Here is a 24,809-nt window from a genome sequence, read left to right as displayed (position 1 = left end):
AGACGGTTAACCCGTTTGACGGTGACCCCGACTCGAGCGACGGGTCGTTCAGATCCGCTCTCCAGCGACCGTTAGACTGCGGTATCGGAGACCGGTTCCTGAGAGCGAGCGATGGATGCGGGTCGGTGGGAATCGACTGCCGGAACCGTGAAGTAGAACGTGGCTCCGCCGCCGGGTTCGGACTCGACCCAGATCTTCCCGCCGTGGCGTTCGACGATCCGCTCGGAGAGGGCGAGCCCGATCCCGCCCGCACTGGCGTTCCGGTCGTCGGTATCGGTGGGAAGCGTCTCGAACACCTCGAAGATCTGCTCGTGGAACTCGGGATCGATGCCGATCCCCTCGTCGGCGACCGAAAACCGCCATTCGCCGTCCGTGCGTTCGGCGTCCACGTGGATCCGCGGAGGCTCCGCCCCGCTGTATTCGAGGGCGTTGGAGAGCAGATTGCGAAACACCTGCGCGAGCTGGTCCGCGTCCCCCGTCACCGTCGGGAGTTCGTCGGCGGTAATCGTCGCGTCGGTCTCGTCGATCCGCAACTGGAGATCATCGAGCACGCCGTCGAGGACCGCTTCGGTGTCCGTCGGCTCGAGAGGCACGCCGTGGGTGGAGACTCGCGAGTACTCGAGGAGGCCGTCGACCATCGCCCGCATGCGATCGGCGCCGCCGACCGCGAAGTCAATGAACTCCCGTGCGTCCGCGTCGAGATCGTCGCGGTATCGAGACTCCAGCAACTGGAGGTAACTCGAGACCATCCGGAGCGGCTCCTGCAGGTCGTGTGAGGCGGCGTAGGCGAAGTGCTCGAGGCGCTCGTTCGCCGTTCGGAGCTGTTCGACGGTCTCCCGAAGCTCGAGTTCCCGCGTTTTGGCCCGCGCGTCGTGGATGCCGGCGGCGAACCCGGAGACGCTCCCGATCGCGGTGAGGATGAGGACGTTCTGGATCGGATCTCGGAGCCCGGCGGCCAGCGCCGTGAGGCCGAGGAGACAGAGCATCACCCCGATACCGCCGACACACCATTTGACGATGACCGAGTAGACTTCGGGTCGGATATCGTACCTCGGCAACCGGTAGCCGCCGTAGCAGAGAACGAGGCCGGGGCCGCCGACCAGAACGGCCATCACGAGGTCGGTTCCGATCGGCGTCGCCTCGATGCCCGGCAAGAGCGGGTAGCCGAGTGCGAACGCAATGTAGAGGCCCCCGAGGACGACGAGAAATTCCCTCCCGCCGAGAGCGCGGACGCCGTTCGACCGTTCCACGATCCGTCTCTGGCGGCCGAATCGTATCAAGGTGGCGCTCCCGGCGGTTCCCACCGGGTGGTCCTTACTCCGCGTGGGCGTCCTGCGACCGGGGATCCCGCTCTCTGACGTCCTCGAGCAGCGCGTCGAGGGTCCCGCGGGTGTCCGCGACGGTCGCCCCCACGAGCCCGCCGATCGCACCGCCGGTACTCGCTGCGTTTCGGCTGAACAGGCCGCCGATCGCCGCGCCGACGGCGGCACCGATCGCTGCGTATCGGGCACGGAGCAACACTGCGGTAAGACGTTCTCTCATGTGTCGACAATGGTGACTATGACGGATAAATATACCTCTCGAGCGCACGCGTTGGGACTGGTTCGGTACTGCGGACCGATCCGGGATCAGAGGAGTTCGTCGACCGCGGACAACGCCTCGAGGACGTGATCCGGTCTGGCGTCGGCGTCGGCCGCCGCGAGGTCCGCGCGGTCGGTGACGCCGGTGAGGACGAGGGCGGTTTCCATTCCCGCGCGGTTCCCGAGTTCGATGTCGGTGTCGAGCCGGTCGCCGACGACCAGCGTGTCCCGGGGATCGACGTCCAGTCGGTTCATGGCCGCCGCGGCCGCGATCGAGGACGGCTTGCCGAGGATCGCATCGGGCTCGCGGCCGGCGACGGCTTCCATCGCGGCGAGGATCGCGCCCGAGCCCGGCATCTCGCCCTCGTCGACCGGGATCGTCGTGTCTGGGTCAGTGCCGTAGAACGGCACGTCGCCCTCGAGGGCGCGCAGGGCCTCCCAGAGCGTGCCGAAGGAGAACCCCTTGTCGAACGAGCCGAGCACGACCTCGGCCGCCTCGGGCTCGGTCGTCAGGTCGACGGCCGCGTCGTCGAGGATCGCCTCGAGTCGCTCCCCGCCGACGAGGTAGACCGCCGCGTCCGGATGGGTCGCCGCGAGGTACTCCGCCGAGACGGTCGCGGACGTGAGGACGGTGCCTGGGTCGATGTCGATTCCGTGCGGCGCGAGCGTCTCTCTGTAGTGGTCGGCCCCCCGCGTCGGGTTGTTCGAGAACAGCAGCCGCAAACAGCCCGCCGCCTCGAGAGCGCGCAATCCGTCGGTCGCGCCGGGGAGCAACTCCTCGCCTCGGACGATCGTTCCGTCGACGTCGAGGATCACCGCCTCGTAGTCGGTCATCGTCTCCCGGTACGACCGGCCGGCGATTGAGTGTTTGGTTGCCCGTCGCGACGTTCCGGCGAACGCATCTGTCGGGCCGCCGCCCCCGCTCGGTCCCCGTCGGCGCTGGCGCTCGAGGGCTCGAGGCAGTTCGGACCGGTCTCTCGCCGGGAAAGCCCCATACCCTTGCCGACCGAATGAGAATGTATGTCACTCGATGTCGAGATTCCAGACCCGCCGACGCTCCACGGACCGCAGAACCCGAGCGACTACGACGCCGTCGACGAGCCCGAGGAGTGGACGGGCGACGAGGCCCGTCGCGAGGAACTGGCCGGGCTGCTGGAAGCGGGCGCGTGGGAGGACGCCTTCGAGGAGTGGGCCGCGGACACCTACCTGACCGACGGCGAGTTTCGGACCGTCCGCGAACTCGGCTTGCTCGAGTTGTTCGATTTCTACTGGAACCAGTCCGCGTCGGACGTCGGCTACCGGTCGCCGCCGGTTCCGACGGACGCGGAGGGGGCCACCGACCTCGACGACAACGATATCGAGGACATCGAGGAGGAACTGGACTCGCTCGGCCGGATCGTCAGCGACGTACTCGAGAGCGACTACATCGATAGCGACGGGAACGAGTTCGGCTATTCGTGGGAGTGAGCGCGGCGACCCGACGCCTCCGGTGACCGAGCGGTGGCGACTCCGCCCCGATCGCGGTGCCACGCAGGCTCCGGGACGAGGATTTAGTCGCCGACCGTCGAAGCGAGCCGACATGGACGACGAGCGAGACCGCGTCGGTCGGGTGTGTGCGTCTCTCGAGGAGCACCCCCGAGAACTGCTCGAAACGACCCGTCGGCTCGTAGGCGCGGACACCAGTAACCCACCGGGGAACACGCGGACGCTCGCCGAGTGGCTCGAAGACGAGTTCGCGTCGCTCGGCTTCGACTGCGAGCGGTTCGCCGTCGACCCGATGAAACCGAACCTCGTCGCGACGCTGCCGGGCGAACGCGACTTCACGCTCCTGTACAACGGCCACCTCGATACGGTTCCGTTTCGCGAGGCGGAGTGGGAGTCCGACCCGCTCGGTCAGATCGAGGGAGATCGACTGTACGGTCGAGGCGCGACGGATATGAAGGGGGCCATCGGCTCGATGATTCAGGTCGCCCGCGCGTACGATCGGACCGACACCGAGCCGCCAGTCACCCTCCAGTTCGCCCTCGTGAGCGACGAGGAAGTCGGCGGCGAGGTCGGGCTCAGCACGCGGTTACGAAGCGATCGACTGTCCCCCGACGCCTGCGTCATCGGCGAAGCGACCGGCCGACGCGAGAGCAACTCGATCGCGGTCGGCGACCGGGGATACGTCTGGCCCACGATCAGGTACGAGGGCCGCGCGGCCCACGGCTCGCGGCCGATGTTCGGCGAGAACGCGATCGACGCCCTCTACGAACTGGTCGAGACGTGTCGGCGGCGGCTGCGGCGGTTCGACGCGCCGACCGACGGCATCGACGAGGCGATCCTCGAGGAGAGCATCGAGTACTACGCGACCCACCTCGATCGAGAGACCGCGACGGCCCTGTTTCGTTCCCCGACGGTCAACCTCGGCACGTTCAGCGGCGGCAACGCGGTCAACACCGTTCCCTCGAGCGCCGAGGCCACGCTCGACGTTCGCGCGTTGCCGTCGGTCGACGCCGCGGCGATCGTGTCGCTGATCCGGGACTGCCTCGCGGAGCGAGACGGCGCGACGCTCGCGAACGTCACGAGCAAGGCGGGCTCGTACACGGCCCCCGAGTCCGCAATCGTCCGGGCGGTGACGTCCGTCGCCGAGGACGTCCTCCCGACGCCGGTGTACCGGCGGTTCGCGACCGGGAGCGGCGACGCGCAGGTCTTCCGGGACAACGGGGTGCCGACCGTCGAATTCGCGACCGGAACCGGGACGGCACACGCGGTCGACGAGTACACGACCGTCGACAAGCTCCGCCGGAACGCGCTCGTCTACGCTCGGCTCCCCTTCGAGATTGCGCGGGTACGTGGCGACTGACCGGTACTGCCCGGCACTGCCCGCTGCGAGGTGGGAATTCTTATCCGGGAACCCGACCTACGACCGACCATGACACTCGAGGTCGAACCCCCCGAGCCGCCGGAGCTGGAGTTCGTCGACCCGAACGAGTACGAGGACGCGACCGTCAGCGCCGACGGTGCCGAGGAGATCGACTACCGCCGCGAGGAGCTACAGGCGTTCCTCGAGGAGGGCGCGTGGGCGGAAGCGTTCGACGAGTGGCGAGACGACACGGACCTCGAGGAAAACGAGTACGGGATCGCTCGCGACCTTGATCTCTTCGCCGGCTTCGACTTTTTCTGGGACGATTTTGCCGATCGCGTCGGCTACCACGCGCCCGGCATCCCGGAGGACTGGCAGGCTCGCGAGTACCACCCCGACCTCGACACGTGGGGGACGGTCTCCTCGATCAACGCCGAACTCACCGAGTTCGGCCAGATCGTCTCGGTCACGCTCAAAGAGGAGTACGTCGACTGGGAGGCCCAGTACGAACCGCCCGAGGACCTGCCCGATTTCGACTGATCGGTAGCTATCGGCGGGTCGTGCGGGCGACCGCACGACGGAGCGTTATTCTCGAGGGACCGCGATGTTCCGCGTTCGACCGCCGCAGTCGGGACAGGACTCGAGGGACTCCGCTCGCTCCCTGTGGCCACAGTCCAGACACTCGTAGTACGACTGCTCGGGCGTGTACGGATCTTGGTACACCATATCACACATTGGGCCAGCATCGCGAAAAAGCGTTACGGAGAGCCAAACCTGACTATTCATACAACAATAAGTAGCCATATTCGATTAAATACTGGACATTCGTACACTACCTGTCGTCGGGTGAGTTCACCGAGTCGCGACGACCGCGAACGTTTCCGGCCGCTCGCGGGCGAATTCGATATCGAAGCCGACTGACTCGAGCCGGGCCGTCGCCGTCGCGAGGTCGAACCGCTCCTCGAGCGGCGGGCCGGCTGCCGACTCGCCGTCGGCGGACCAGTCGACCGTGACCAGTCGGCCACCGGGCCGGACGACCCGCGCGAGTTCGGCGAGCGCGCCGTCGGTCTCGGCGGCCGGAGCCCTCTCCGCGTCGTCGGTCGTCTGCGGCGCGTACTCGTGGTGAGTCATCGTCGAGTACGCGCCGTCGAGTTGTCCATCGTCGACCGGTAGCGACGACACCTCGGCCGTGACGAACTCGACGGCGTCGGGGACGCCTTTCTCCCGATAGCGGTCGTGCATCGCCGACTGCACGTCCACCGCGTACAGGGTGTCGACGAACGGGGCGACGTCGTCCGCGTAGAACCCCGTCCCGGAGCCGAGGTCCGCTACGACGCCGTCCGCCGCCGGCTCGAGCATCTCGAGTAGTTCCTCGCGGGAACAGTACCGGTAGCGAGACGGGTCCTCGAGGGCGTCGGCGCGGTCGACGGGATACGTGTGAAATCCCATACGACCGCTCCGGACCGCTCGGCCTTCCGCGTTGTGTTACCCTCGGTCGCCGCCTGACTGTGCCACCGTACCACCGCGCCCGTTGACCCACGGACCCGATTGCTTTCCCTGCGTCTGCTACCGGCGGACGGAGACGGGATCGGTGGATACTCGGTCGTCCGGTCGCGACCCACGGACCGAACGAATGTCGGTTCGACGAACGGCCGGACGGCTCGCGCGCTACGACGCCCTTGTCCTGACCGCCGCGATCTGGTTTCTCGCGAAATTTCTCCGCTACGCCTTTCCGCCGCTGTTCGACTCGTTTCAGGCGAGTTACGGCGTCTCCGACGCGGTCCTCGGTACCGCGTTCTCCGGACTGTTGCTCGTCTACGCGGCTATGCAGTTTCCCTCCGGCGTGCTCGCAGACCGGCTCGGCTCGGTGACCGTCATCACGGCGGGCGCAGCCGTCGCGGCTGCCGCCGCGCTCGCGCTGGTCGTCGACTCGCCCTTTGTCGTCCTCGTCGGCGCGATGCTCGTGATCGGAGCCGGCACCGGCGCGCACAAGACCGTCGCCGTCCGCCTCCTCTCTCGAGCCTACCCCGCCCGGACGGGGCGAGCGCTCGGCGTCTTGGACACGTTCGGCGCGCTCAGCGGCGTCGTCGCCCCGGCCGTCGTCGTCGGCGTCGCGTCGCTGGCCCTCGGCCCCGTTGCGGGCTGGCGGCTGCTCTTTCTGGGCGGCGGGCTGGTCGGGGTGGCGCTCGCGGCGGCGTTCCGGGTTCGGGTTCCCAGCCGACTCCCGGACGAATCGAGTGGGGTCGAACCGACCTCGAGCGGGCGCGGCGGCGGAATCGCACAGTACGCGTCGCTCTTCCGCGATTGGCGGTTCTCGACGTTCGCCATGGTGACGATCCTGTTCTCGTTTACCTACAACGGGTTGGTCGCGTTCGCGCCGCGATACCTCACCGCGGAAGCGGGGCTCACGACGGCGACCGCGAGCCTGCTCTACAGTAGCCTCTTCCTCGCGAGTCTGGTACAGCTGGTGACCGGCAACCTCAGCGACCGGGTGGGGCGACTGCCTATCATCGTCGCGACGCTCGGGTTCGCATCGGTCGCGCTGGTCGCGTTCGTTTCGCTGACCGGGACGAGCGACCCGGTCCTACTCGGCGGACTGCTCGTCGCCGTCGGGATCGGCTCGCACGGCTTCCGGCCCGTCAGGGGCGCGTACCTGATGTCCGCCATCCCGGACGATGTCGCCGGCGGGGGACTGGGCGTCGTCCGCACGCTGTTGATGGGTGCCGGCGCGATCGCGCCCGCGATCGTCGGCGCGCTCTCGGAAACCGCCGGCTTCAGGGCCGCGTTCTGGCTGCTCGCGTCGGCCATCGTCGGTGCCACGCTCCTCGCCGGCCTGCTCCTGCTTTCCGAACGAGAGTGATCCCGCTGGGGCGGCGATTTACCGCGTAGCCGTACCCCTCGCCACGACGCCACCCCGCTGCGACGGAATCCTGTGAACAACCATGCAAAGAGTTAACACACTCTCGAGAGTATGGTATCATATGACACTCGAGGAGCGACGCGAGTACGTCTGCGTCCAGTGCGGGCGGCGGGAGACCGTCGGGGACGCCCTCCTCAGCACCTGTCAGCAGTGTGGGGGCGAGATGCGAAACGCCGAGTTGGTCCGCGACTAACGGCCTCCGGAATCGGCCACACCAGTAGCCGCTCCCTCGAGCGGTCGCGCCGTTCCGCCAGCACCCCGGGCGAGGTCGTACCAGACCGCAGTGACTCAGCGAGCGAGCACCACTGTGACTCCGAGCAGCACGAGGCCAACGAGGGCCGCGCTGCCACCGATCACCACATCGCCCGCGAGCGCGGCGACGCTTCCGGCCACGACGCCCGCGCCGCCACCGCCCGCGACGACCGCCTGCGGAAGCGACGGCTCGGCGGTTGCGTCCGCCCGAACGGCCTCGAGGTCTGCCCGGATCGCCTCGAGTTCTTCGGCTTGTTCCGCCCCATCCTCGACATCGTCGACTCGATTCTCGATCGCCTCGATCTGCTGCTCGAGCCCCGAAAGCTGCTCGGCGACCGTCGTCACGCGCTCGTCCATCGAGTCGATATCGTCATCGGCCGCCTGTACGTCGCCACGGAGCGTCTGGACCTCGCCGTCGAGGGTCCGGACGTCGCTATCGAGCGTCTCGATCGCCGAGTCGTCGGGGAGCGAGTCGACGGCCCCAGCGAGGTCGTCGTGATCCGTTCGAAGCGACTCGAGGCGATCGGCGAGTCCCGAGACGTCGTCCTCGATCGCCACGAGGTCCTCGTCACTCGCGGCTGTGTCGGCGATTTCGGCGGCCTCGTCGACCCGATCCGCGAGCGTCGCGAGGTCGTCGCTCACGCCGTCGATATCGGTTTCGACGGCCTCGAGCGTCGACGTGACCGCCTCGAACCGGTCGTCGTGTTCGTCCAGCCGCCGGTCGTTGTCGGCGGCTCGGTCGCCGGTCTCCGAGACCGTCTCGGTGAGCGATTCAGTCTCGCGCTCGAGGTCGGCTTGGAGGGTCTCGATATCGTCCTCGAGCGTCGTTCGGGCCGTCGTCACGCGCTTGTCGAGCGTCGCCTCCACGTCATCAATCCGGCCGGAAACGGTTTCCTCGACCTCGTCGACATCCTCGGAGACCGTCGATCGAACGTCGCTCACCCGGTCATCGAGGGCCGTCCGGATCTCGCTCACTTCCGCCTCGAGCGCGTCGTCGAGGTCGTCCACCTCGTCCGCGACGGCCTCGAGGTCCGTCGCAACGGTATCCACGGACGCGGCCACCGCATCGATCTCGTCGGTCGCGTCGGCAAGCGAGTCGTACACCTCGTCGAGTTCGTCGCCTGCGACCGTTTCGTCCTCGAGCCGTTCGACGGTCGCCTCGAGTCCCGCGAGATCGTCGTCGATCGCGTCCGTCACGGTCTCGATCCGACTCTCGAGGTCCGCGGCCGTCTCGTCGAGTCGCTGCTCGAGCGTTTCCTCGAGTGACCCTAGCTCCGACTCGAGGGAGTCGAGGTCCTCGTCGGTGTCCTCGAGATCGGCCGCCAGTCCGTCGACGGTCTCCACGGCGGCCGTCCGCGACTCGAGGTCATCCAGCATTTCCGAGACGCCCGCGATCGAATCGTCGAGGTCCGACACCGCCGCCTCGAGGTCCGTTAGATCGTCGCTGATCCCATCGACTCGCTCGTCGTCCGCTGCCGTTTCCTCGAGGTCGTCGATCACGTCCCGAACGGCCTCGAGGGCCGCAGCGCGGTCGTCTACCGTCTCGCGGACGGTCTCCAGTTCGTCATCGACGGCCGCGATCTCCTCGTCGACGGTCGATTCGACCGCGTCGAACCGGGCGTCGGTCCGCTCGGATTGCTCCTCGAGCCGGCCGGACACGCTGTCGATCCGCGTGCTCAGTTCCTCGAGTCGGCCGGAGACGCCGTCGATTCGCGTTTCGGCGCGATCGACGGCCGCTTCGAGATCGTCGAGGTCGCCGGTCAGTTCGGAGACGCGGTCGGTCACCTCCTCGAGGGCCGCTTCGGTCGCGGCGGTCTCCTCGAGATCGGTGAGAGTCGTCCGAATCTCGTCGAGGTCCGTCCGGACGGCGTCGAGCCCGTCTTCGACCGCATCCGTCCGCTCGGCGACGGTCTCGAGGTCGGCCGTCGCGTCTGTGAGCCGCTCGTCGAGGGCCCCTCGCTCGTCGGCCGCGGCGGTCTCGACGGCCTCGAGTTCGGCGTCGAGATCGCCCACCTCGTCCGTTAGCGCCGCGAGCGACTCCGAGAGCTCCCCGAGGTCGTCGTCGAGATCCTCGAGATCGTCACCGAGGTCGTCGACCGCGTCGTCGCTCGCGTGGGTTTCGCTCTCGGCCTCGAGATCGGTCAGGTCGTCTGCGAACGACTCGAGGCGCTCGTCGAGTTCGTCGACCGTTTCGGCCGCGGCCGTTCGTTCCTCGATGTACTCGAGGTCGTCGAACAGGGCCTCGAGGTCCTCGCGGACGGACTCGATCTCGGCGTCGCGGTTCGCGAGCCGGTCGAACAACTGGTCGATGGCGTCGTCGGTGCGCTCGGTCGCCCGGTCGGCGGCCGATCCGTCGTCGAACGCGAATTCGGTCGCCCCGCTCGCCGGGGCCGCCTCGTCCGCGCTCGAGGGTTCGTTGGTGCCGTCGGCGTCGCTTTCGGAACCTGCGGCTGACCGGGTGATCGTCACATCGGCCTCGACATCGTCTCGAGCCGCCGCGAGCGCGCCGGTGGCAGCGCTCGTCGCGGGGCCGTCCGCGAGTCGTACACCCCGGACCGAGAACGGGAGCGTCGCCGCGTCGAACCGACCGCCGATCAGGTACTCGACGCCCTCGATCGCGCCCTCGCCGGCGATCGCGATCGGGACGGACAGCCCCTGTTGGACGTCGCTCTCGTCGGCCTCGTCCCGGATCGCGTCGATCAACGCGGCGAGCAGGTCGTCGTAGGCCGCCGCGAGCGCGCTCTCGATCCCGCCCGCGGCCGCGTCCGGGTCGAGCGTGAACTCCTCGAGCACGCCGGCGACCTGCGACGGGGCGTGACCGGTGTCGCTCGCCGCGCGCTCGACGATCCACTCGCGGCCCTTCGGGATCGAAACGGCCATCGCCGGAACGCCGTAGTACGCGAGCGCGGCGCTCGTCGTCTGGGACTCGAGACAGATGCCGAGGCCGGTGTAGTTGTCGGCCGCGAGTTGGTCGTAGACGACGGCGAACCCTTTACTGATCGGCGTCGCATCGACCCCACGGTCGGCGAGGGCCGACTCGACGGCCTCGCGGTGGGCGTCGGTCGACGCCGACGCGTCGGCGAACGGGCCCGGCGTCGTGTAACAGAGTCGGCCATCCGTCGCGTCCGACAGGATGTCGTCAATGAGCGCGTCCAAGACCGCCGTCGCGGACGGTGTCGTCCCCGTCGCGAGTACCCCGTTCTCGAACAGCGATCTGGGCGTTTCCGCCGCTTCCTCAGCGGCCGCTCGAGCGTCCGAGCCGACCGCGTACGTCGTTCCGTCCTCCTCGATCGTGTGGCCCTCCCCCGAGAGCGCCGCGTCGTCGACCGGTATCGCGACCGGCGGGACCGATTCGATCGTCGAGCCGTCGCCCGCGTCGGTGACGGCCCGGATCGCCTCCGGTCCGATATCGAGACCGTAATCCATGTCCTCGGCAACTCGAACCGCCCTCTTGGAAGTTCGCCCCACAGTACCAGATGTGAAAATCGGTCCGCACCCGGTGTCGGTCCGCTCCCAGCACCCTCCGATAGAATTATTTCTCACCCGAGTACCTATTCCATACTCCTCTGAACTTTGACTGTTTTTGAGGGATAATGAAACTGTTACTCGGACCCTATACAGCGTATGAAACGCCATATCTCATTACGTCGCTGGTAGGTCGTGACACACGACGAGCAAAATCCTCCATGTTTATACATCAGGGCAGTGGTGGGTCACGTGTATGTCTGAAACCGGGACGGAGTCCCGTCCGCTGGTCCGACAGCTTCCGGATCCGACCACAGCGTCGAACGTTCGGTACAATCCGTCGCTCGAGGAACTGCGCGAGTTCGCCGAGCCCGCCGAGACGACGACCGAGTTCGGATCGGCGTCGTACGTCAGCGAGGTCCGCTCGCGGAGCGCGGACCTGACGAAAAACGCCGTCGACGACGACTTTACCGACCGCGATCACGAACTCGTTGACGACGCGCTCGACATCGCGGGCGACCGCGAGATGCTCTGCGTCGATCGACTGATGGGGCGTCATTCGGAGGCGGCGTTCTGTTGTCGCCTGTTCGTCCCCGTCGAGCACGCTCGAATCGCCTACGCGTGGGCGAGTCTGTTCGAGCCGACCGACGGACGAGACCCCGATCTCTACACCGTCCACCTGCCCGACTACGACGAAACCGCGATCCGCGTCCGGCCCGACACCGGCGTGACGACCGTCCTCGGAACGGACTACATCGGCGAAGCCAAGAAGTCGTTCCTCCGGCTGTACATGTACCGGATCAAACAGCAGGGCGGCCTCGGGCTTCACGCGGGCAGCAAACGGGTCCGCGTCCGCGACGCTGACGGCGAACTCCAGACCGTCGGACAGGTGTTCATGGGCCTCTCCGCGACCGGCAAATCGACCCTGACCTCCCACGGCTGCTGGCTCGAGGAGCCCGAAGACGCCGCGATGTTGCAGGACGACGTCTGTGGCCTCCTCTCGGACGGCTCCGTCGCCGGCAGCGAGGGCGAGGGGCTGTTCATCAAGACGATCGGCCTCGACGAGGACGAGCAGCCGGAACTCTACGAGGCCGCGACCACCGAGTCGGCGATCCTCGAGAACGTCGCGGTCGACGACGACGGCACCGTCCACTTCGACGAGGACCGCTACACCTCGAACTCCCGGGCGATCATCCGGCGCGACGAACTCGAGAGCGCCGACGAGGAGATCGACCTCGACCGGCTGGATCAGGTCTTCTTCATCACCCGAAACCCGCTGATGCCGCCGGTGGCCAAACTCGACGAGGAGCAGGCCGCCGTCGCGTTCATGCTGGGCGAGTCGATCGAGACCAGCGCGGGCGACCCGTCGCGGGCCGGCGAGTCGATCCGCGTCGTCGGCACGAACCCCTTCATCATCGGTCCCGAGGGCGAGGAAGGGAACATCTTCCACGAACTCATCGACATCCTCGACGCCGACTGTTATGTGATCAATACGGGGTACCTCGGCGAGCAATCGAAAGATATCGGCGTCACCGAGTCCGTGACGATCCTCACCGAGGCCGCCCGCGGCACCATCGAGTGGAGCCACGACGAGCAGATGGGGTTGACGATCCCCGACTCCGTCCCGGGACTCGACATCGAGGACTACTACGTCCCCGACCATGTCGACGATTACGACGACGCGCTCGCAGAGCTGCGCGCCGAACGCCGCGACTACCTCGAGCAGTTCGACCAACTCCGCGAGGAGATCAAAGCGGCCGTCTACTGATCGGCCGCTCCCACGCATCGGCGCGCGAACGACCCCGGCTTTCAGACCCGGTTCGTCCCCGAACTGCGGGGCGGCACTCGCCGCACACGAATACCGTTATATGTGTCGAGTTCTCACGGTTGGGTAATGAGCGCACAGGTACGAAAACCGACCGCGAGAGTATGCGAAGCGTGCGGTCGAGGCGAACAGTGGGACGAAAACCTCGAGGCCTGGCAAATCGCCCGCGACGACGGCGAGAAACAGGTCGGCAATCCACACTGCATTCACGAGTGGGACATCACCGGCACCTTCACGCCCGTCGGCGAGACGGACAGCTGATCGCCGCCCGTCGCCGAGAGCAGTCCTTTTCCCCCGAACGAGCGTAGCGGCTTCCATGCCGACCGTCTACGTGACAGCGCCGCCCGACGCGGCCGACGAACTCGCCGAGACAGTGGTCGAGGAGCGACTTGCCGCCTGCGTCAATCGACTCGAGACGACCTCGACCTATAGTAGCTCTTGAAACGATTCACACACCGATCGCAACGCTATCTTGCGATCGGGTGTGCATTGACTTTCAAGAGCTACTATACCGCTGGGAGGGCGAGATTCACCGCGACGACGAAGTCGTGTTACTCGCGAAGACGACCGACGACGCCTACGACGGCCTCGTCGCGCGCGTGCGGGAACTCCACCCCTACGACGTCCCCTGTATCGAGCGCTTCGACGAGGACGACGTCCTCGAGTCGTTCGCGGACTGGCGGGCGGACAGCGTCGAGTAATCGCGGTCGCGGGGAGCGTACGTCAGTCGCTCACAGACGACGACTGCCCGAATTAGCAACCCTTAAAACTCGCGCACGGGTTGTGACGGGTATGGCTGGAACCATCGAAGTGCTCGTTCCGGGTGGCCAGGCCAACCCTGGCCCACCGCTCGGTCCCGAGCTCGGACCGACCCCCGTCGACGTGCAAGCTGTCGTACAGGAGATCAACGATCAGACCGAAGCCTTCGACGGGACCGAAGTCCCCGTCACCGTCGACTACGAGGACGACGGCTCCTTCGAGATCGACGTCGGTGTCCCGCCGACGGCGGCACTGGTCAAAGACGAGGCCGGCTTCGAGACCGGCAGCGGCGAGCCCCAGAAGGATTTCGTCGCGGACATCTCCGTCGAACAGGTCAAGAAGATCGCCGAGCAGAAACACCCCGACCTGCTCGCCTACGACACGATCAACGCCGCGAAGGAAGTCGTCGGCACCTGCGCCTCGATGGGCGTCACCATCGAAGGCAACGACGCTCGAGAGTTCAAGCAGCGAGTCGACGACGGCGAGTACGACGACGTGCTTGCGGCTGAAGCGGAAGCGTAAGCCGCAAGCGCTCGAAGCGCGAACGAAGAGAGCGCTTCGTTGTCCTCGTGGACGGCGCGGAAGCGTAATCGACGCGCTCGAGACGCGAGCGAGAACCCGTTCTTTCGATTTTCCGTCTTAGAAGAGACGTATCACCGGTTTCCCTCTCTATTGGCTTGTCCACGCGCGAGTGAGTCGTCTCTCGATCGCTCGACGGACCGAGTCGGAGTACCGGCGTTCGACAGCGTCGATGAGACAGAGAAAGCGGCGCTGTGCTGGAGTCGAAGGAACAAGAACGGACCGCAGATTCGCGGCCGACCGGATCGCTAAATCTTGTTTGCGGGTGGGACGGTCCGATCGTCCGGACGCGCCGTCCCGGCCGCACCGAACACGACACGGAGACTTGCGCCGATGCCGAGCACGCCGGCGAGACCGGCGAGGGCGACGGTCACCGGCAGCGACAGTCCGGCGATTCCGCTGAGGAGCGCGCCGACGAGGATGCCGACACTGAACCGGTCGTCGCCGAACCGCGAGGCGACGGTACGGCCGATCGCGACGAAGCCGATCGCCGTCGTCACGGGCAGGACCGTCACCCCGAGAACCACCAGCGGAATGCCGAAGAACGCCCCGAGACTCGAGTCGACGATCAGATAGCCCGTGCTCGCGAGGCCGCCGACGACGAGCAGGCCCGGCACCCCGATACAGATCGAGATGATCGGACTGCGGCGCGCTTTCGTCACGGCCTGTGTGCCGGAGCGCTGGCACAGTCCGAGCACGATCATCGCGACGAGGACGGTCCCCGCGAACTGAATCCCCGCTTGAACGAGCGGCTCGAGCGAGCGATACGCCTCGAATCCACCACCGGACGACAGCGTGGCGACCGAGTCGAACGCCGCCGACCCCATTATAGTATATAAGTCTAATGGCCCCATAGACCTATGTTACATGAACCTGCATTATAGAACTTTCGATCGATGGGACTGTCTCTAATCGATGACTATCGCGGAACGCAGCAGTTCGGTATCCCGGTCTTGACTGCCGCAGTACCGCGTTGGCCGAGCGAGACGGTGAGAACTGCCGTGCGACGAGTGTACTGGCAGTTCGACGGGTTTAAGTTCGGGATGGCACTTGGTCCAAGGGAGACAGGCATCGCCTGTTTCACTGACCCGTAGGAGCAAACCCTGCGTACTACGGAGGTGAACGATGGCAGATTCGGATATTGAAACAGCAGTAGCCCGCGCACTCGAGGACTCGCCGGACCGGAACTTTACCGAGACGGTAGACCTCGCGATTAATCTGCGCGACTTAGACCTGAACGAACCGTCGAACCGCGTTGACGAGTCGATCGTCCTGCCGGCCGGAACCGGCCAGGAGACTCGGATCGTCGTCATCGCCGAAGGAGAGACCGCAGTCCGCGCCGAAGAGGCGGCGGACGAGGTCCTTTCGGTGGACGACGTGGCCGATCTGGACGACGACGACGCGAAGGACATGGCCGACGAGACGGACTTCTTCATCGCCGAAGAGGCGATGATGCAAGACATCGCCCGGCACCTCGGTACCATTCTCGGTCCCCGAGGGAAGATGCCGGACCCGCTCGCGCCCGACGACGACGTCGTCGAAACCGTCAACCGGCTCAAAAACACCGTGCAGCTTCGCTCCGGCGACCGACGAACGTTCCACACGCTCGTCGGCGCCGAAGACATGGACGCCGAGAACATCGGCGACAACATCGACGTTATTCTGCGTCGACTGCACGCCGACCTCGAGAAGGGGCCCCAGAACATCGACGCCGTCTACGTCAAGACGACGATGGGCCCGTCCGTGGAGGTAGCCTAATATGAGCGCACAGGCTGAACGCAAAACCGAGAACCTTCCCCAGTGGAAGCGAGAGGAAGTCGACGAACTCGCACAGATCATCGACGACTACGAGAGCGTCGGCATCGTCGGCATCGCCGGCATCCCCTCGAAACAGCTCCAGGACATGCGCCGCGACCTGTACGGGACCGCCGTGTTGCGCGTCAGCCGCAACACCCTGCAGACGCACGCACTCGAGGAAGCCGGACTCGACGACCTCGTCGAGCACATCGGGGGACAGGTCGGGATCATCGCGACCAACGAGAACCCGTTCTCGCTCTACAAGGAACTCGAGGCATCGAAGACCCCCGCCCCGATCAACGAGGGCGAGGTCGCCCCGAACGACATCGTCATCCCCGAAGGGGACACCGGTGTCGACCCGGGGCCGTTCGTCGGTGAACTCCAGGGAATCGGTGCGAACGCGCGCATCGAAGAAGGGTCGATCCAGGTCATGGAAGACTCGACGGTCCTCGAGGCCGGCGAAGAAGTCTCCGTGGATCTGGCGAACGTCCTCAACGAACTCGGTATCGAGCCCAAGGAGGTCGGTCTCGACCTTCGCGCCGTCATCGCCGACGGCGTCCTCTTCGATCCCGAGGATCTCGACATCGACATCGAGGCCTACCGGAGCGACGTGGCGACGGCCGCCGCTCGCGGACGGAACCTCTCGGTCAACGCGAGTTACCCGACCGAGTCGACCGCGCCGACGCTCGTCGCGAAGGCCACGGGCGAGGCCAAGAGCCTCGGCCTGCAGGCCGCGATCGAGGACGAAGCCCTCATGCCCGACCTCGTCAGCAAGGCCGACGCACAGCTGCGTGCGATCGCTGCCCAGATCGACGACGAGGAGGCGCTTCCTGACGAACTTCAGGACGTTGCGGCGGCCGCCGAGCCGGCGGCAGCCGACGACGAAGACGAATCGGCCGACGACCAGACCGAAGACGACGTTGAGACCGAAGACGCCGATGCTGACGCCGACGATGACGATGACGACGAAGACGACGGCGATGGCGCGGCCGGTCTCGGCGAAATGTTCGGATAACGACTACACGAGGACACAACAATGGAATACGTATACGCTGCACTCATCCTGAACGAATCGGGCGAAGAGATCAACGAAGACAACCTGACGAACGTGCTCGACGCCGCCGGCGTCGACGTCGAGGAGTCCCGAGTCAAGGCGCTCGTCGCCGCGCTCGAGGACGTCGACATCGACGAGGCAGTCTCCGAGGCCGCAGCCGTCCCCGCTGGCGGGGCCGCCGCAGGCGGTGCCGCGGGTGGCGAGGCCGCCGCTGACGAAGGCGGCGACGAAGCCGACGAGGAAGCCGAAGAGACCAGCGACGTGCCGGACACGACGGACGACGACGACGAGGACGACGAGGCAGACGGCGAAGGCCTCGGCGAACTCTTCGGATAACGTCGCGTCGATCCGGTTTCGACGAGCTGTCAACGCCGATTTTTCTTTCGACTCGAGGGCGAGTGGCGACGCCGTCCGTCTCGGACCAGCCCGGCTGCTGGCTTGATCGGCGAGTGCCGATCCGAGAGCCTATAACCGAGGGCGCGGCCAGAGCCGCCGATGCCCGCCTCAGTCGAGGTCGTCACCGAGCCGGCGCTGACACTGCAACTCCTCGCGTGGGTGCTCGCCGGTTCGCTGCTTGGCGGCTGTAGCGGGCTCGTTCCGGGGCTCCACGCCAACAACTTCGCGTTCCTGCTCGCGGGGGCCGCGCCGTCGGTTCCGGGCCCGCCGCTGTTCGTCGGCTGTGCGATGCTCGCCGCGGGCGTCGTCCACACCTTCCTGAACGCGGTCCCAGCGATGGCGCTCGGGGTGCCCGACGCCGAGATGGCGATCACCGCACTGCCGGGCCACCGGCTGGTCCTCGAGGGGCGGGGCTCCGAAGCGATCCGGCTCTCCGCGCTCGGCAGTATCCTCGCCGTGCTTGCGGCGGTCCCGCTCGCCGTCCCCGTGACTCGAGCCGTGACGGCCGCCTATCCGACGATTCGGGCGCACCTGTCGCTCGTTCTCGCGATGGTCGCGGTCGCCTTGGTCGCCTCGGAGCCCACGTGGCGCGGCCGGTTCGGCGGGCTGTGCTCGTTCGCGCTCGCGACCGGCCTCGGCGCACTCACGCTCGATCTCTCGGTGGACGCCCCGCTCGAGGCGGGCGGCACCCTCGCCCCTCTTTTCGCCGGACTCTTCGGTGCGCCAGTGCTGATCGACGCGATTCGCGGGAGCGGTATTCCGCCACAGGACGGTGAGGAGGTCACGACGTCTCGACGGTTCGTCGGGACGACGGCGGTCGCCGGCGCGCTCGCAGGTGCCGTGGTCGGCTACATCCCGGGGATTTCGGCGGCCATCGCCGCCGTCGCGGTGCTGGCGGTCGTCCCCGACGGAGCCAGCGACCGCGGCTACATCGTCGCGACCAGCGGCGTCGACACGGCGAACACCATCTTCGCGCTGTTCGCGCTGGTCGCCCTCGGCCAGCCCCGAACCGGCGTGTTGGTCGCCTTCGAGGAAACGGCCGCGCCGCTCGAGTTACCGATCCTGCTCGCGGGCGTGGTCCTCGCGGGCCTGCTCGGCTTCGCGCTCGTGATCGTCGTTGGGGACGCCTATCTCGAGTTGGTCGGTCGGCTCACCTACTGGAAGATTTCGGCCGCCGTTCTCGCCCTGCTGCTCGTCCTCTCGTACCTGTTTACCGGCCCGCTCGGCGTCGCGATTTTCGCCGCAGCGACCGCGATCGGACTGGTCCCGGTCCGATTGCGGTGCCGACGGGTCCACCTGATGGGCGTACTGATCGGGCCGTTGATGCTGGGTCTCTGATTCGCCGGCGACCGGATTCAGTCGTCGCTCGAGCCGGCCGCTCGAGCGGACGCCACGAGTCTCTCGACGCGCTCCCGCGAGACGGGGTTCGTCGTCTCGCCACCGCGTTTGAGCGCGGTGCCGACGATGACGCCGTCCGCGCCCGCCTCGAGACAGTCGGCGACCGTTTCGCTCGTCACGCCGCTGCCGACGAACACCGGCGCGCGGTCGCCGTCGGGACCGTCAAGCGTCTCGGCGACGCGCTCGATGTTCGCGATCGGCGTCTCCGCGCCGGTTCCGGGGCCGGAGACGATGACGCCGTCGGCCCCGCCCCGCTCGACCGTCTCGAGGGCTGCGCGTCCGATCTCGGTCTCGCCGATCGGCGTCGCGTGCTTGACGTGGACGTCCGCGAGGATCGCGACGTCGGCCTCGAGTCGCTCGCGCAACCGGAGCGTCTCGTGGGCGCGGCCCTCGAGGACCCCCTGATCGGTCGCGGCGCTGCCGACGTGGACGTTGACGCGGACGAAGTCGGCAGCGGCGGCCGCGGCGACCGACAGCGCCGCGGCGGCGTCGTTGCGAAGCACGTTGACCCCGACCGGTACGTCGACGGCATCCGTCAGCGCCGTCGCGAGAGCGGTCATCTCCGCGACGACGTGTTTCGGCACGTCCTCGGGATAGAACGGCGCGTCGCCGAAGTTCTCGAGGATGATGCCGTCGATCCCGCCCGCCTCGAGTCGGGCGGCGTCCTCGAGCGCGCGGGTGCGGACGGCTTCGCGGCCGTCTTCGTTCTCGTCCCCCTCACCGAACCCCGGTGCGCCGGGCAGCGGCGGGAGGTGAACCATGCCGATGACTGGGCAGTCAGTCTCGAACAGGGCCGAAACGGGCGGGCTTGCATCGAACGGACTCGAGGCGGTCATACCGGCTCTCCGCCCGCGATCGGGATAAGTGGTCGTGGGACCGCCGCGGATGCGGTCTGCGACGCGGCACCACAGTAGGCGGCAATGCCATCCCCGTCCGCGGTCGTTTTCCCAACGCCGTGACTACGGTCTGTCGATGACCGACGTACTCTCTCCGCTGTCGGTGGGCGATCTCGAGGCACCGAACCGAATCGCCGTCTCGCCGATGTGTCAGTACTCCTGTGACCCCGACGGGCTGCCGACTGAGTGGCACCGCGTCCACCTCGGGAGCCGGGCCGTCGGCGGGGCCGGCATCGTCATGACCGAAGCGACCGCCGTCTCCCCCGAGGGACGGATCACGCCCCACGACCTCGGCATCTGGAGCGACGAGCACGCGGCCGCGCTCGAGCCGATCACCGAGTTCGTCCGCGAGCAGGGCGGGGTGCCGGGAATCCAGCTCGCCCACGCGGGCCACAAGGCCAGCAAGAAGCGCCCGTGGGATGGCAACCTCCCGATCGGCCCAGACGAGACCGACCCCGACGGCGCGTCGGGCTGGGAAGTCCTCTCGCCGTCGCCGGATGCCTATCCGCCGTTCGACGGCGACCGGCCGGCGATGCGGAAGGCCGACGCCGAGGACATTCAGGGCGTGATCGACGCCTACCGCGCCGCGGCCGAGCGCTCGCTCGAGGCCGGCTTCGAGATCGCCGAGGTCCACGCGGCACACGGCTACCTGCTCCACGAGTTCCTCTCGCCGGTCACGAACACCCGCGAGGACGACTACGGCGGCAGCTTCGAGAACCGGACCCGACTGGTCCGCGAAGTGGTCGCGGCCGTCCGCGAGGTCTGGCCGGACGGCAAGCCGGTGTTCGTCCGTATTTCCGGGACGGACTGGCTCGACGACCGCGACTCGTGGGACATTGAGCAGTCGGTGCGACTGGCCGACGACCTCGCCGAACTGGGCGTCGATCTGGTCGACGTCAGTTCGGGCGGGCTCCACCCCGAACAGGCTCCCCCGGCTGGGCCGAACTTCCAGGTGCCGCTGGCCGAGCAGGTTCGGAAAGGTGCCGATATCGCCGTCGGCGCGGTCGGCGGCGTCACTGAACCCGAACAGGCCGACGCGCTGGTCCGGAACGGCCGGGCCGACCTCGTCCTCGTCGGTCGGGAGTTCCTCCGCGATCCGTACTTCGGGCTGCGCGCGGCCGGCGACCTCGAGCGCGATCCCGAGGCGGCCGCGAAGGAGTGGCCGATCCAGTACCGTCGCGCGGTCCAGCGGTAGTCACCGCAGCCGACTGCGGCGGGTGCCGCCCGCTCAGTCGTTGACTGTCCTGATCCCCGTCTCTTCGGGATTCGGGCCGCTCACCCGAAACCCGGGCTCGTCGCGAGCGGCGTGGACCCGTTGGGGGTAGGGGATCGTGATCCCCTCGCGGTCGAACGCGTCCATGATCGCTTCGATCATCGCCGTCTGGGCGTCGAGCTTGCGTCGCATCGTCGGATCGCCGATCCAGACGCGACACTCGAGGACCACCGCCGACTCGTCGAACCGCTTCGCGATCACCTGCGGGTTGGGCGCGTTCTTGATCTCCTCGAGGTCGCCGACGGCGTCGACGATAGCCGATCTGGCGTCCTCGAGGTCGTCGGTGTAGTCGACGCCGACGTCGACGTCGATCCGGAGCTGGTCGTTCTTCGAGTAGTTCGTCAGCGGACTGTTCGTGACCTGATCGTTGGGGACGAGGACGTGCTTGTCGCCGAACGTCTGGATCTTGGTCGTGAAGATGGTGACATCGGTGACGATGCCGGTCGTCTCGTCGACCTCGATCCAGTCGCCGACGGCGAACGGCCGCGAGAACAGCAGGATGAATCCGGCGAGCATGGCCGTCAGCGTTTCCCGAGCCGTCAGGGCGACGACCGCCGTGATCGCGCCCGCGCCGATGAAGATGTTAGTCAGGTCGATCCCCCAGAGGGTGAGCAAGACGGTCCCGGCGAAGGCGACGATCCCGATATCCGTGACGTGATAGGCGACCTCGCTCTGGTGTTTGGTGAGCGCGTTCGTCTGGGCCAACTTGTCGATCGATCGGTTGACGAACCTGATCGCGAGGTAGGCGGTGACGACCACCCCGGCGCTGATCAGTTGCTGGGCAGCGAGCCACCGGTCGATCAGCATCGTCTCGAGGGTGACCCTGAGCACGTAGGTAACCTGCCAGATCACGCTGAACGTGTAGACGGAGAGGACTACGACGATCGCGAGCACGAGGACGGCGCTCGCCTCGGCGAGTTGCCTGCCGTTGCGACGACGGACGATCGAACGGACGGACGAGGCACCCCTGATCCCGACGGGGAGCAGCGCGACGACCAGCAGGGTCGCGACCACCTGCGCCTCGAACGACGACAGATAGGTCTCTTGCAGCCACGGGATCGGCTCCGGTCGGAGGGGCGCTCGAAGCGGAAAGGGACTCGAGAGGAGACGGGACATTCGGCGTCGATGGTAGCGAGTCGGCGTATTTGAGGGCCACCCCGGCAGTTGCAACCGCCCGATCGCTGTCAGTCGGTCTCGTCGGCTGAACGATCCTTGAGAGACGCCGCGGGCCGATTAGGGTCGGTTAGCGGCCGTCGTAGTCGTCCAGCCAGCCGGTGACCGAGGACTGTAACGCGCCGGTCGTCGTCCCGATGTTCAGCAACTGGTAGCCGTTCCGCGCTTTCTCGTTGACATCGTCCATCCCGAATCCGAGCCCGCCGACCGGTACGCCCGCGTCGACGGCCGCCGACCGAATCGTCTCGACGGCTTCCTCGACCTCGGGATGGTCGACTTCGCCAGGATGGCCGAGCGAGACCGAGAGATCCAGCGGGCCGATGAAGACGAACCCGAGTTCGGGAACGTCGAGGATCGACTCGAGGTCGTCGAGCGCCGACGCGGTCTCTATCGTGACGCCGACGACGACGGAATCGTCTTCGCTCGTCGCGTAGTCGTCGGTGAGTCCCCAGCGGCTCGCGCGCGGATTCGCCATCCCGCGCCGGCCGGGCTCGCCGTCGTACTCGAACCGGCCCGCTCGGACTGCGGCCTCGAGTTCCTCGCTGCTGCCGACCCGCGGAAGGAACACGTTCCGAACGCCCGCGTCCAGCACCTTCCGAACCAGCGACGGATCGGTGTCGGGCACGCGCACCAGTAGCTCCGTGTCGGTGCCGTCGGCCGCCCGCAGGAGCGATTCCAGCGTCTCCGCGTCCCGCGGGCTCGGCCCGCCGTGCTCGAGGTCGATCCAGACGAAGTCCGCGCCGAGGGCCGCGTAGAGTTCGACGACCGCCGGGTTGTACGTGTTCTCGAGGACGCCCAGCGCGACCTCGTCGTTCTCGAGCGTCTCGCGGAGCGCGTTACCGCGCGGTTCCTGACTCATACCGCTGTCTTCCACACCGGCGGGCGACTAAAGTCTGGGGCTGAACGACCTAATTTCTGGGCCAGCCGATCTAAAACGGCAAGTGAAAGCGGATTACTCGTCTTTCCACTTGATCGAACAGCCACGGGAGGGCTGCCACTCGAGGTCGATGTCTTCGCCGGCCAGGACGGCGTCGATCGCTTCGCGGATCTCGAACCGGCTCGGCTCGTCGTCGGGGTTGGGGGCATCGTCGAGTCGGCCGTGGTAGGCCAGTCGGAACTCCCCGCCGTCCTCTCGCGGCTCGGCCGCTCGACTATCCGCGGTGCCACGCGCCGCGCTGTTCTCGAAGAGGAACGGATCCGGCGTACAGACAGCGCCGTACTCGCGGGCGACGGTCTGACTCTCGTCCCGGAGGTAGGCGTCGTACTGGACGTTCCCGTCGTCGACGAACTCCCGCATTTTCTCGAACGAATCTTCGGGGTACTCCTCGGCGTCGTTCGAGTTGATTCCGACAACCGACACGTCGTCGTACTCCTCGGCCAACTCGTTCAGCAGGTCGAACTTCGCCTGCGCGTACGGGCAGTGGTTACACGTGAACACGACCAGCAGCGCCTCGTCGTCGGCGAAGCTCTCGAGCGTGTACGTCTCGCCGTCGACGCCCTCGAGTTCGAACGCCGGCGCGGCGTCGCCGGCCTCGAGTTCCGACTCGGACTCTTGGAGAACCATATCGGATACTTCGAGTCGTTCGTCCTTAATGATCACGTTCGGGGCAGTCGCCTCGCTCGAGTCAGAGACGACCGCGACGACTTACATATTAGTACCCCCGGCCGCATCGACTGGGTATGAAGACGCTCGAGGTCACCGACGAACAGTACGCGTTCATCCAGCACCTCCGCGAGGAAATCTCCGACTCGGTCGTCGGCAAGTACGGCTTCGTCCGCGAACGGGACGCCGTCCAGTTCCTGATCGACAACCTCGACGAGGACATCGAGATCGACATCGACGGCGAGTTCGACTCCTCGGCGACCGACGATGTCGCCGCGTCCGTCGGGGCCGCGATCGAGGGCGACAACGATCCCCACGAACTCGAGGAGGTCTCCTACGTCGAAGGCGAGGCTCCGGCGGCCGACGAGGTTCTCGACGAGGAGGCCGACGACCCCGATTCCGAGTCTGACGGGGTGGACGACGGCTCGAGCGAAGACGAGGCGGACGACAAAGCGGAATCCGACGGCGAATCGGACGCCGACGACAGAGCCGACGGGACCGCAGACGACGACAGCGACGACGGCGGCGACGGTGACGGCTCGGCCGACGACGACGATATGTTAGACGAGATGATGAGCCTGCTCGAGACCCACGACGACAAGTGGGACGAATCGGACTCAGCGGACTACCGGTACACCGTCGAACTCCCCGACGGATCGACCGAACAGGTCCAGACGAAAGACGACGTGCGAGCGCTGCTGTTCAAGAATTACCGATAATTCTCAGTGCAGCGCACGCGTTCGAAAGCGGTCCATCGGACGAATGTCAGAACGCATGACTAACATGCCGTAGTCACAGTCACTATTTCTTGCAGTGAGTATTATACGGCGGACGTGGAACCCTCGGAGCGGTTACAATGGCTCGCCCGCATTGGTTCCAGCTCGAGGAAGAGATTACCTGCCCCAATTGCAATCGACGCGTGCCGATGCAGTCGCGAATCTGTCCGCGCTGTGAGTCGTCGCTGCATTAGAACAGTGGTTCCGGGAGGCGTCTA

The 24,809-nt window shown here is 66.9% G+C and carries 25 protein-coding genes and 1 pseudogene; 15 read left to right on the top strand and 11 right to left on the bottom strand.

Going from position 1 to position 24,809, the window contains the following annotated elements:
* Positions 1 to 71: 71 nt before the first annotated feature.
* The 3 genes from FEJ81_RS11025 to FEJ81_RS11015 all read right to left on the bottom strand — a co-directional run bounded on the left by FEJ81_RS11025 (position 72) and on the right by FEJ81_RS11015 (position 2,414).
* Positions 72 to 1,253, bottom strand: a complete 1,182-nt coding sequence (locus FEJ81_RS11025) for an ATP-binding protein (RefSeq protein ID WP_138246764.1) — start codon at positions 1,251 to 1,253, stop codon at positions 72 to 74.
* A 61-nt stretch (positions 1,254 to 1,314) separates the two neighbouring features.
* Entirely contained in the window at positions 1,315 to 1,542 is a 228-nt protein-coding gene (locus tag FEJ81_RS11020) for a glycine zipper 2TM domain-containing protein (protein WP_138245338.1), read from the bottom strand.
* Between the two features lie 86 nt (positions 1,543 to 1,628).
* The gene (locus FEJ81_RS11015; RefSeq protein WP_138245337.1) at positions 1,629 to 2,414 is read right to left on the bottom strand and encodes an HAD-IIA family hydrolase; all 786 of its coding nucleotides are present in this window, start codon (positions 2,412 to 2,414) and stop codon (positions 1,629 to 1,631) included.
* Positions 2,415 to 2,600: 186 nt separating this feature from the next.
* Here FEJ81_RS11015 and FEJ81_RS11010 point away from each other — a divergent pair, with 186 nt between their 5' ends.
* The 3 genes from FEJ81_RS11010 (at position 2,601) to FEJ81_RS11000 (ending at position 4,965) form a co-directional block, all read left to right on the top strand.
* Complete coding sequence (locus FEJ81_RS11010) at positions 2,601 to 3,047, top strand: hypothetical protein (RefSeq protein ID WP_138245336.1); 447 nt, start codon at positions 2,601 to 2,603, stop codon at positions 3,045 to 3,047.
* A gap of 112 nt (positions 3,048 to 3,159) precedes the next feature.
* Positions 3,160 to 4,425 (top strand): M20 family metallopeptidase, encoded by a 1,266-nt coding sequence (locus tag FEJ81_RS11005; RefSeq protein ID WP_138245335.1) that lies wholly within the window; start codon positions 3,160 to 3,162, stop codon positions 4,423 to 4,425.
* A gap of 69 nt (positions 4,426 to 4,494) precedes the next feature.
* Complete coding sequence (locus FEJ81_RS11000; RefSeq protein ID WP_138245334.1) at positions 4,495 to 4,965, top strand: hypothetical protein; 471 nt, start codon at positions 4,495 to 4,497, stop codon at positions 4,963 to 4,965.
* 45 nt (positions 4,966 to 5,010) lie between these two features.
* On the opposite strand, the gene FEJ81_RS10995 is transcribed toward FEJ81_RS11000, so the two are convergent.
* Together FEJ81_RS10995 and FEJ81_RS10990 are read right to left on the bottom strand one after the other, a co-directional pair.
* The gene (locus FEJ81_RS10995; protein ID WP_138245333.1) at positions 5,011 to 5,151 is read right to left on the bottom strand and encodes a rubrerythrin-like domain-containing protein; all 141 of its coding nucleotides are present in this window, start codon (positions 5,149 to 5,151) and stop codon (positions 5,011 to 5,013) included.
* Positions 5,152 to 5,277: 126 nt separating this feature from the next.
* Positions 5,278 to 5,874 carry a class I SAM-dependent methyltransferase gene (locus tag FEJ81_RS10990; protein WP_138245332.1) on the bottom strand — a complete coding sequence of 199 codons (597 nt, stop codon included), beginning with the start codon at positions 5,872 to 5,874 and terminating at the stop codon, positions 5,278 to 5,280.
* 184 nt (positions 5,875 to 6,058) lie between these two features.
* On the opposite strand from FEJ81_RS10990, the gene FEJ81_RS10985 reads away from it, so the two are divergent.
* The gene (locus FEJ81_RS10985; RefSeq protein WP_138245331.1) at positions 6,059 to 7,285 is read left to right on the top strand and encodes an MFS transporter; all 1,227 of its coding nucleotides are present in this window, start codon (positions 6,059 to 6,061) and stop codon (positions 7,283 to 7,285) included.
* A 121-nt stretch (positions 7,286 to 7,406) separates the two neighbouring features.
* Entirely contained in the window at positions 7,407 to 7,538 is a 132-nt protein-coding gene (locus FEJ81_RS10980) for a rubrerythrin-like domain-containing protein (RefSeq protein WP_138245330.1), read from the top strand.
* Between the two features lie 95 nt (positions 7,539 to 7,633).
* Here the strand turns inward: FEJ81_RS10980 and FEJ81_RS10975 are convergent, their stop codons facing one another.
* Entirely contained in the window at positions 7,634 to 11,023 is a 3,390-nt protein-coding gene (locus FEJ81_RS10975; protein ID WP_138245329.1) for a disk-shape morphogenesis protein volactin, read from the bottom strand.
* Between the two features lie 295 nt (positions 11,024 to 11,318).
* Between FEJ81_RS10975 and FEJ81_RS10970 the strand changes: the two genes are divergently transcribed.
* The 4 genes and pseudogenes from FEJ81_RS10970 to FEJ81_RS10950 all read left to right on the top strand — a co-directional run bounded on the left by FEJ81_RS10970 (position 11,319) and on the right by FEJ81_RS10950 (position 14,168).
* Entirely contained in the window at positions 11,319 to 12,830 is a 1,512-nt protein-coding gene (locus tag FEJ81_RS10970; RefSeq protein WP_138245328.1) for a phosphoenolpyruvate carboxykinase (ATP), read from the top strand.
* 126 nt (positions 12,831 to 12,956) lie between these two features.
* Positions 12,957 to 13,148 (top strand): HEWD family protein, encoded by a 192-nt coding sequence (locus tag FEJ81_RS10965; protein WP_138245327.1) that lies wholly within the window; start codon positions 12,957 to 12,959, stop codon positions 13,146 to 13,148.
* 55 nt (positions 13,149 to 13,203) lie between these two features.
* Positions 13,204 to 13,588, top strand: a pseudogene (gene cutA, locus FEJ81_RS24410) (divalent-cation tolerance protein CutA).
* Between the two features lie 91 nt (positions 13,589 to 13,679).
* Positions 13,680 to 14,168 (top strand): 50S ribosomal protein L11, encoded by a 489-nt coding sequence (locus tag FEJ81_RS10950; RefSeq protein ID WP_138245325.1) that lies wholly within the window; start codon positions 13,680 to 13,682, stop codon positions 14,166 to 14,168.
* A 305-nt stretch (positions 14,169 to 14,473) separates the two neighbouring features.
* Here FEJ81_RS10950 and FEJ81_RS10945 read toward each other — a convergent pair whose 3' ends face one another.
* Entirely contained in the window at positions 14,474 to 15,052 is a 579-nt protein-coding gene (locus FEJ81_RS10945; RefSeq protein WP_138245324.1) for a hypothetical protein, read from the bottom strand.
* Between the two features lie 298 nt (positions 15,053 to 15,350).
* Here FEJ81_RS10945 and FEJ81_RS10940 point away from each other — a divergent pair, with 298 nt between their 5' ends.
* The 4 genes from FEJ81_RS10940 (at position 15,351) to FEJ81_RS10925 (ending at position 18,810) form a co-directional block, all read left to right on the top strand.
* Positions 15,351 to 15,983 (top strand): 50S ribosomal protein L1, encoded by a 633-nt coding sequence (locus FEJ81_RS10940; RefSeq protein WP_138245323.1) that lies wholly within the window; start codon positions 15,351 to 15,353, stop codon positions 15,981 to 15,983.
* Between the two features lies 1 nt (position 15,984).
* Entirely contained in the window at positions 15,985 to 17,037 is a 1,053-nt protein-coding gene (locus FEJ81_RS10935) for a 50S ribosomal protein L10 (protein ID WP_138245322.1), read from the top strand.
* A gap of 21 nt (positions 17,038 to 17,058) precedes the next feature.
* Positions 17,059 to 17,412 carry a 50S ribosomal protein P1 gene (gene rpl12p / locus FEJ81_RS10930; RefSeq protein WP_138245321.1) on the top strand — a complete coding sequence of 118 codons (354 nt, stop codon included), beginning with the start codon at positions 17,059 to 17,061 and terminating at the stop codon, positions 17,410 to 17,412.
* Between the two features lie 159 nt (positions 17,413 to 17,571).
* Positions 17,572 to 18,810, top strand: coding sequence for a tripartite tricarboxylate transporter permease (locus FEJ81_RS10925; RefSeq protein ID WP_138245320.1), 1,239 nt, complete (start codon positions 17,572 to 17,574; stop codon positions 18,808 to 18,810).
* 17 nt (positions 18,811 to 18,827) lie between these two features.
* Here the strand turns inward: FEJ81_RS10925 and FEJ81_RS10920 are convergent, their stop codons facing one another.
* Positions 18,828 to 19,706 (bottom strand): BtpA/SgcQ family protein, encoded by an 879-nt coding sequence (locus FEJ81_RS10920; protein ID WP_138245319.1) that lies wholly within the window; start codon positions 19,704 to 19,706, stop codon positions 18,828 to 18,830.
* 136 nt (positions 19,707 to 19,842) lie between these two features.
* Here FEJ81_RS10920 and FEJ81_RS10915 point away from each other — a divergent pair, with 136 nt between their 5' ends.
* On the top strand, positions 19,843 to 20,961 hold the full coding sequence (locus FEJ81_RS10915) for an NADH:flavin oxidoreductase/NADH oxidase (protein ID WP_138245318.1): 1,119 nt from the start codon (positions 19,843 to 19,845) through the stop codon (positions 20,959 to 20,961).
* 33 nt (positions 20,962 to 20,994) lie between these two features.
* Here the strand turns inward: FEJ81_RS10915 and FEJ81_RS10910 are convergent, their stop codons facing one another.
* The 3 genes from FEJ81_RS10910 to FEJ81_RS10900 form a co-directional block, all read right to left on the bottom strand.
* Entirely contained in the window at positions 20,995 to 22,155 is a 1,161-nt protein-coding gene (locus FEJ81_RS10910) for a mechanosensitive ion channel family protein (RefSeq protein WP_138245317.1), read from the bottom strand.
* Positions 22,156 to 22,282: 127 nt separating this feature from the next.
* Positions 22,283 to 23,071: an HpcH/HpaI aldolase family protein gene (locus FEJ81_RS10905; protein ID WP_138245316.1), complete on the bottom strand. Its 789-nt coding sequence runs from the start codon at positions 23,069 to 23,071 to the stop codon at positions 22,283 to 22,285.
* Between the two features lie 93 nt (positions 23,072 to 23,164).
* Positions 23,165 to 23,776 carry a thioredoxin family protein gene (locus FEJ81_RS10900; protein ID WP_138245315.1) on the bottom strand — a complete coding sequence of 204 codons (612 nt, stop codon included), beginning with the start codon at positions 23,774 to 23,776 and terminating at the stop codon, positions 23,165 to 23,167.
* 116 nt (positions 23,777 to 23,892) lie between these two features.
* Between FEJ81_RS10900 and FEJ81_RS10895 the strand changes: the two genes are divergently transcribed.
* On the top strand, positions 23,893 to 24,534 hold the full coding sequence (locus FEJ81_RS10895; protein ID WP_138245314.1) for a hypothetical protein: 642 nt from the start codon (positions 23,893 to 23,895) through the stop codon (positions 24,532 to 24,534).
* Positions 24,535 to 24,809 lie beyond the last annotated feature (275 nt).

Source organism: Natrinema versiforme, from assembly GCF_005576615.1.
GTDB lineage: Archaea > Halobacteriota > Halobacteria > Halobacteriales > Natrialbaceae > Natrinema > Natrinema versiforme_A.
Note: the sequence above shows the minus strand (reverse complement) of the source record. Positions and strands in the feature narration are given on the sequence as shown.

Excerpts from the sequence above, each read along its gene's own strand:
- FEJ81_RS11015 (WP_138245337.1), bottom strand. The coding sequence starts at position 2,414 with ATGACCGACTACGAGGCGGTGATCCTCGACGTCGACGGAACGATCGTC.
- FEJ81_RS10910 (WP_138245317.1), bottom strand. The coding sequence starts at position 22,155 with ATGTCCCGTCTCCTCTCGAGTCCCTTTCCGCTTCGAGCGCCCCTCCGA.
- FEJ81_RS10980 (WP_138245330.1), top strand. The coding sequence starts at position 7,407 with ATGACACTCGAGGAGCGACGCGAGTACGTCTGCGTCCAGTGCGGGCGG.
- FEJ81_RS10925 (WP_138245320.1), top strand. The coding sequence starts at position 17,572 with ATGCCCGCCTCAGTCGAGGTCGTCACCGAGCCGGCGCTGACACTGCAA.
- FEJ81_RS10985 (WP_138245331.1), top strand. The coding sequence starts at position 6,059 with ATGTCGGTTCGACGAACGGCCGGACGGCTCGCGCGCTACGACGCCCTT.
- FEJ81_RS10990 (WP_138245332.1), bottom strand. The coding sequence starts at position 5,874 with ATGGGATTTCACACGTATCCCGTCGACCGCGCCGACGCCCTCGAGGAC.
- FEJ81_RS10900 (WP_138245315.1), bottom strand. The coding sequence starts at position 23,776 with ATGGTTCTCCAAGAGTCCGAGTCGGAACTCGAGGCCGGCGACGCCGCG.
- FEJ81_RS10945 (WP_138245324.1), bottom strand. The coding sequence starts at position 15,052 with ATGGGGTCGGCGGCGTTCGACTCGGTCGCCACGCTGTCGTCCGGTGGT.
- FEJ81_RS10940 (WP_138245323.1), top strand. The coding sequence starts at position 15,351 with ATGGCAGATTCGGATATTGAAACAGCAGTAGCCCGCGCACTCGAGGAC.
- FEJ81_RS10895 (WP_138245314.1), top strand. The coding sequence starts at position 23,893 with ATGAAGACGCTCGAGGTCACCGACGAACAGTACGCGTTCATCCAGCAC.
- FEJ81_RS10950 (WP_138245325.1), top strand. The coding sequence starts at position 13,680 with ATGGCTGGAACCATCGAAGTGCTCGTTCCGGGTGGCCAGGCCAACCCT.
- FEJ81_RS10905 (WP_138245316.1), bottom strand. The coding sequence starts at position 23,071 with ATGAGTCAGGAACCGCGCGGTAACGCGCTCCGCGAGACGCTCGAGAAC.
- FEJ81_RS10915 (WP_138245318.1), top strand. The coding sequence starts at position 19,843 with ATGACCGACGTACTCTCTCCGCTGTCGGTGGGCGATCTCGAGGCACCG.
- FEJ81_RS10920 (WP_138245319.1), bottom strand. The coding sequence starts at position 19,706 with ATGACCGCCTCGAGTCCGTTCGATGCAAGCCCGCCCGTTTCGGCCCTG.
- FEJ81_RS11010 (WP_138245336.1), top strand. The coding sequence starts at position 2,601 with ATGTCACTCGATGTCGAGATTCCAGACCCGCCGACGCTCCACGGACCG.
- FEJ81_RS10965 (WP_138245327.1), top strand. The coding sequence starts at position 12,957 with ATGAGCGCACAGGTACGAAAACCGACCGCGAGAGTATGCGAAGCGTGC.
- rpl12p (WP_138245321.1), top strand. The coding sequence starts at position 17,059 with ATGGAATACGTATACGCTGCACTCATCCTGAACGAATCGGGCGAAGAG.
- FEJ81_RS10975 (WP_138245329.1), bottom strand. The coding sequence starts at position 11,023 with ATGGATTACGGTCTCGATATCGGACCGGAGGCGATCCGGGCCGTCACC.
- FEJ81_RS10970 (WP_138245328.1), top strand. The coding sequence starts at position 11,319 with ATGTCTGAAACCGGGACGGAGTCCCGTCCGCTGGTCCGACAGCTTCCG.
- FEJ81_RS11005 (WP_138245335.1), top strand. The coding sequence starts at position 3,160 with ATGGACGACGAGCGAGACCGCGTCGGTCGGGTGTGTGCGTCTCTCGAG.
- FEJ81_RS10935 (WP_138245322.1), top strand. The coding sequence starts at position 15,985 with ATGAGCGCACAGGCTGAACGCAAAACCGAGAACCTTCCCCAGTGGAAG.
- FEJ81_RS10995 (WP_138245333.1), bottom strand. The coding sequence starts at position 5,151 with ATGGTGTACCAAGATCCGTACACGCCCGAGCAGTCGTACTACGAGTGT.
- FEJ81_RS11000 (WP_138245334.1), top strand. The coding sequence starts at position 4,495 with ATGACACTCGAGGTCGAACCCCCCGAGCCGCCGGAGCTGGAGTTCGTC.
- FEJ81_RS11020 (WP_138245338.1), bottom strand. The coding sequence starts at position 1,542 with ATGAGAGAACGTCTTACCGCAGTGTTGCTCCGTGCCCGATACGCAGCG.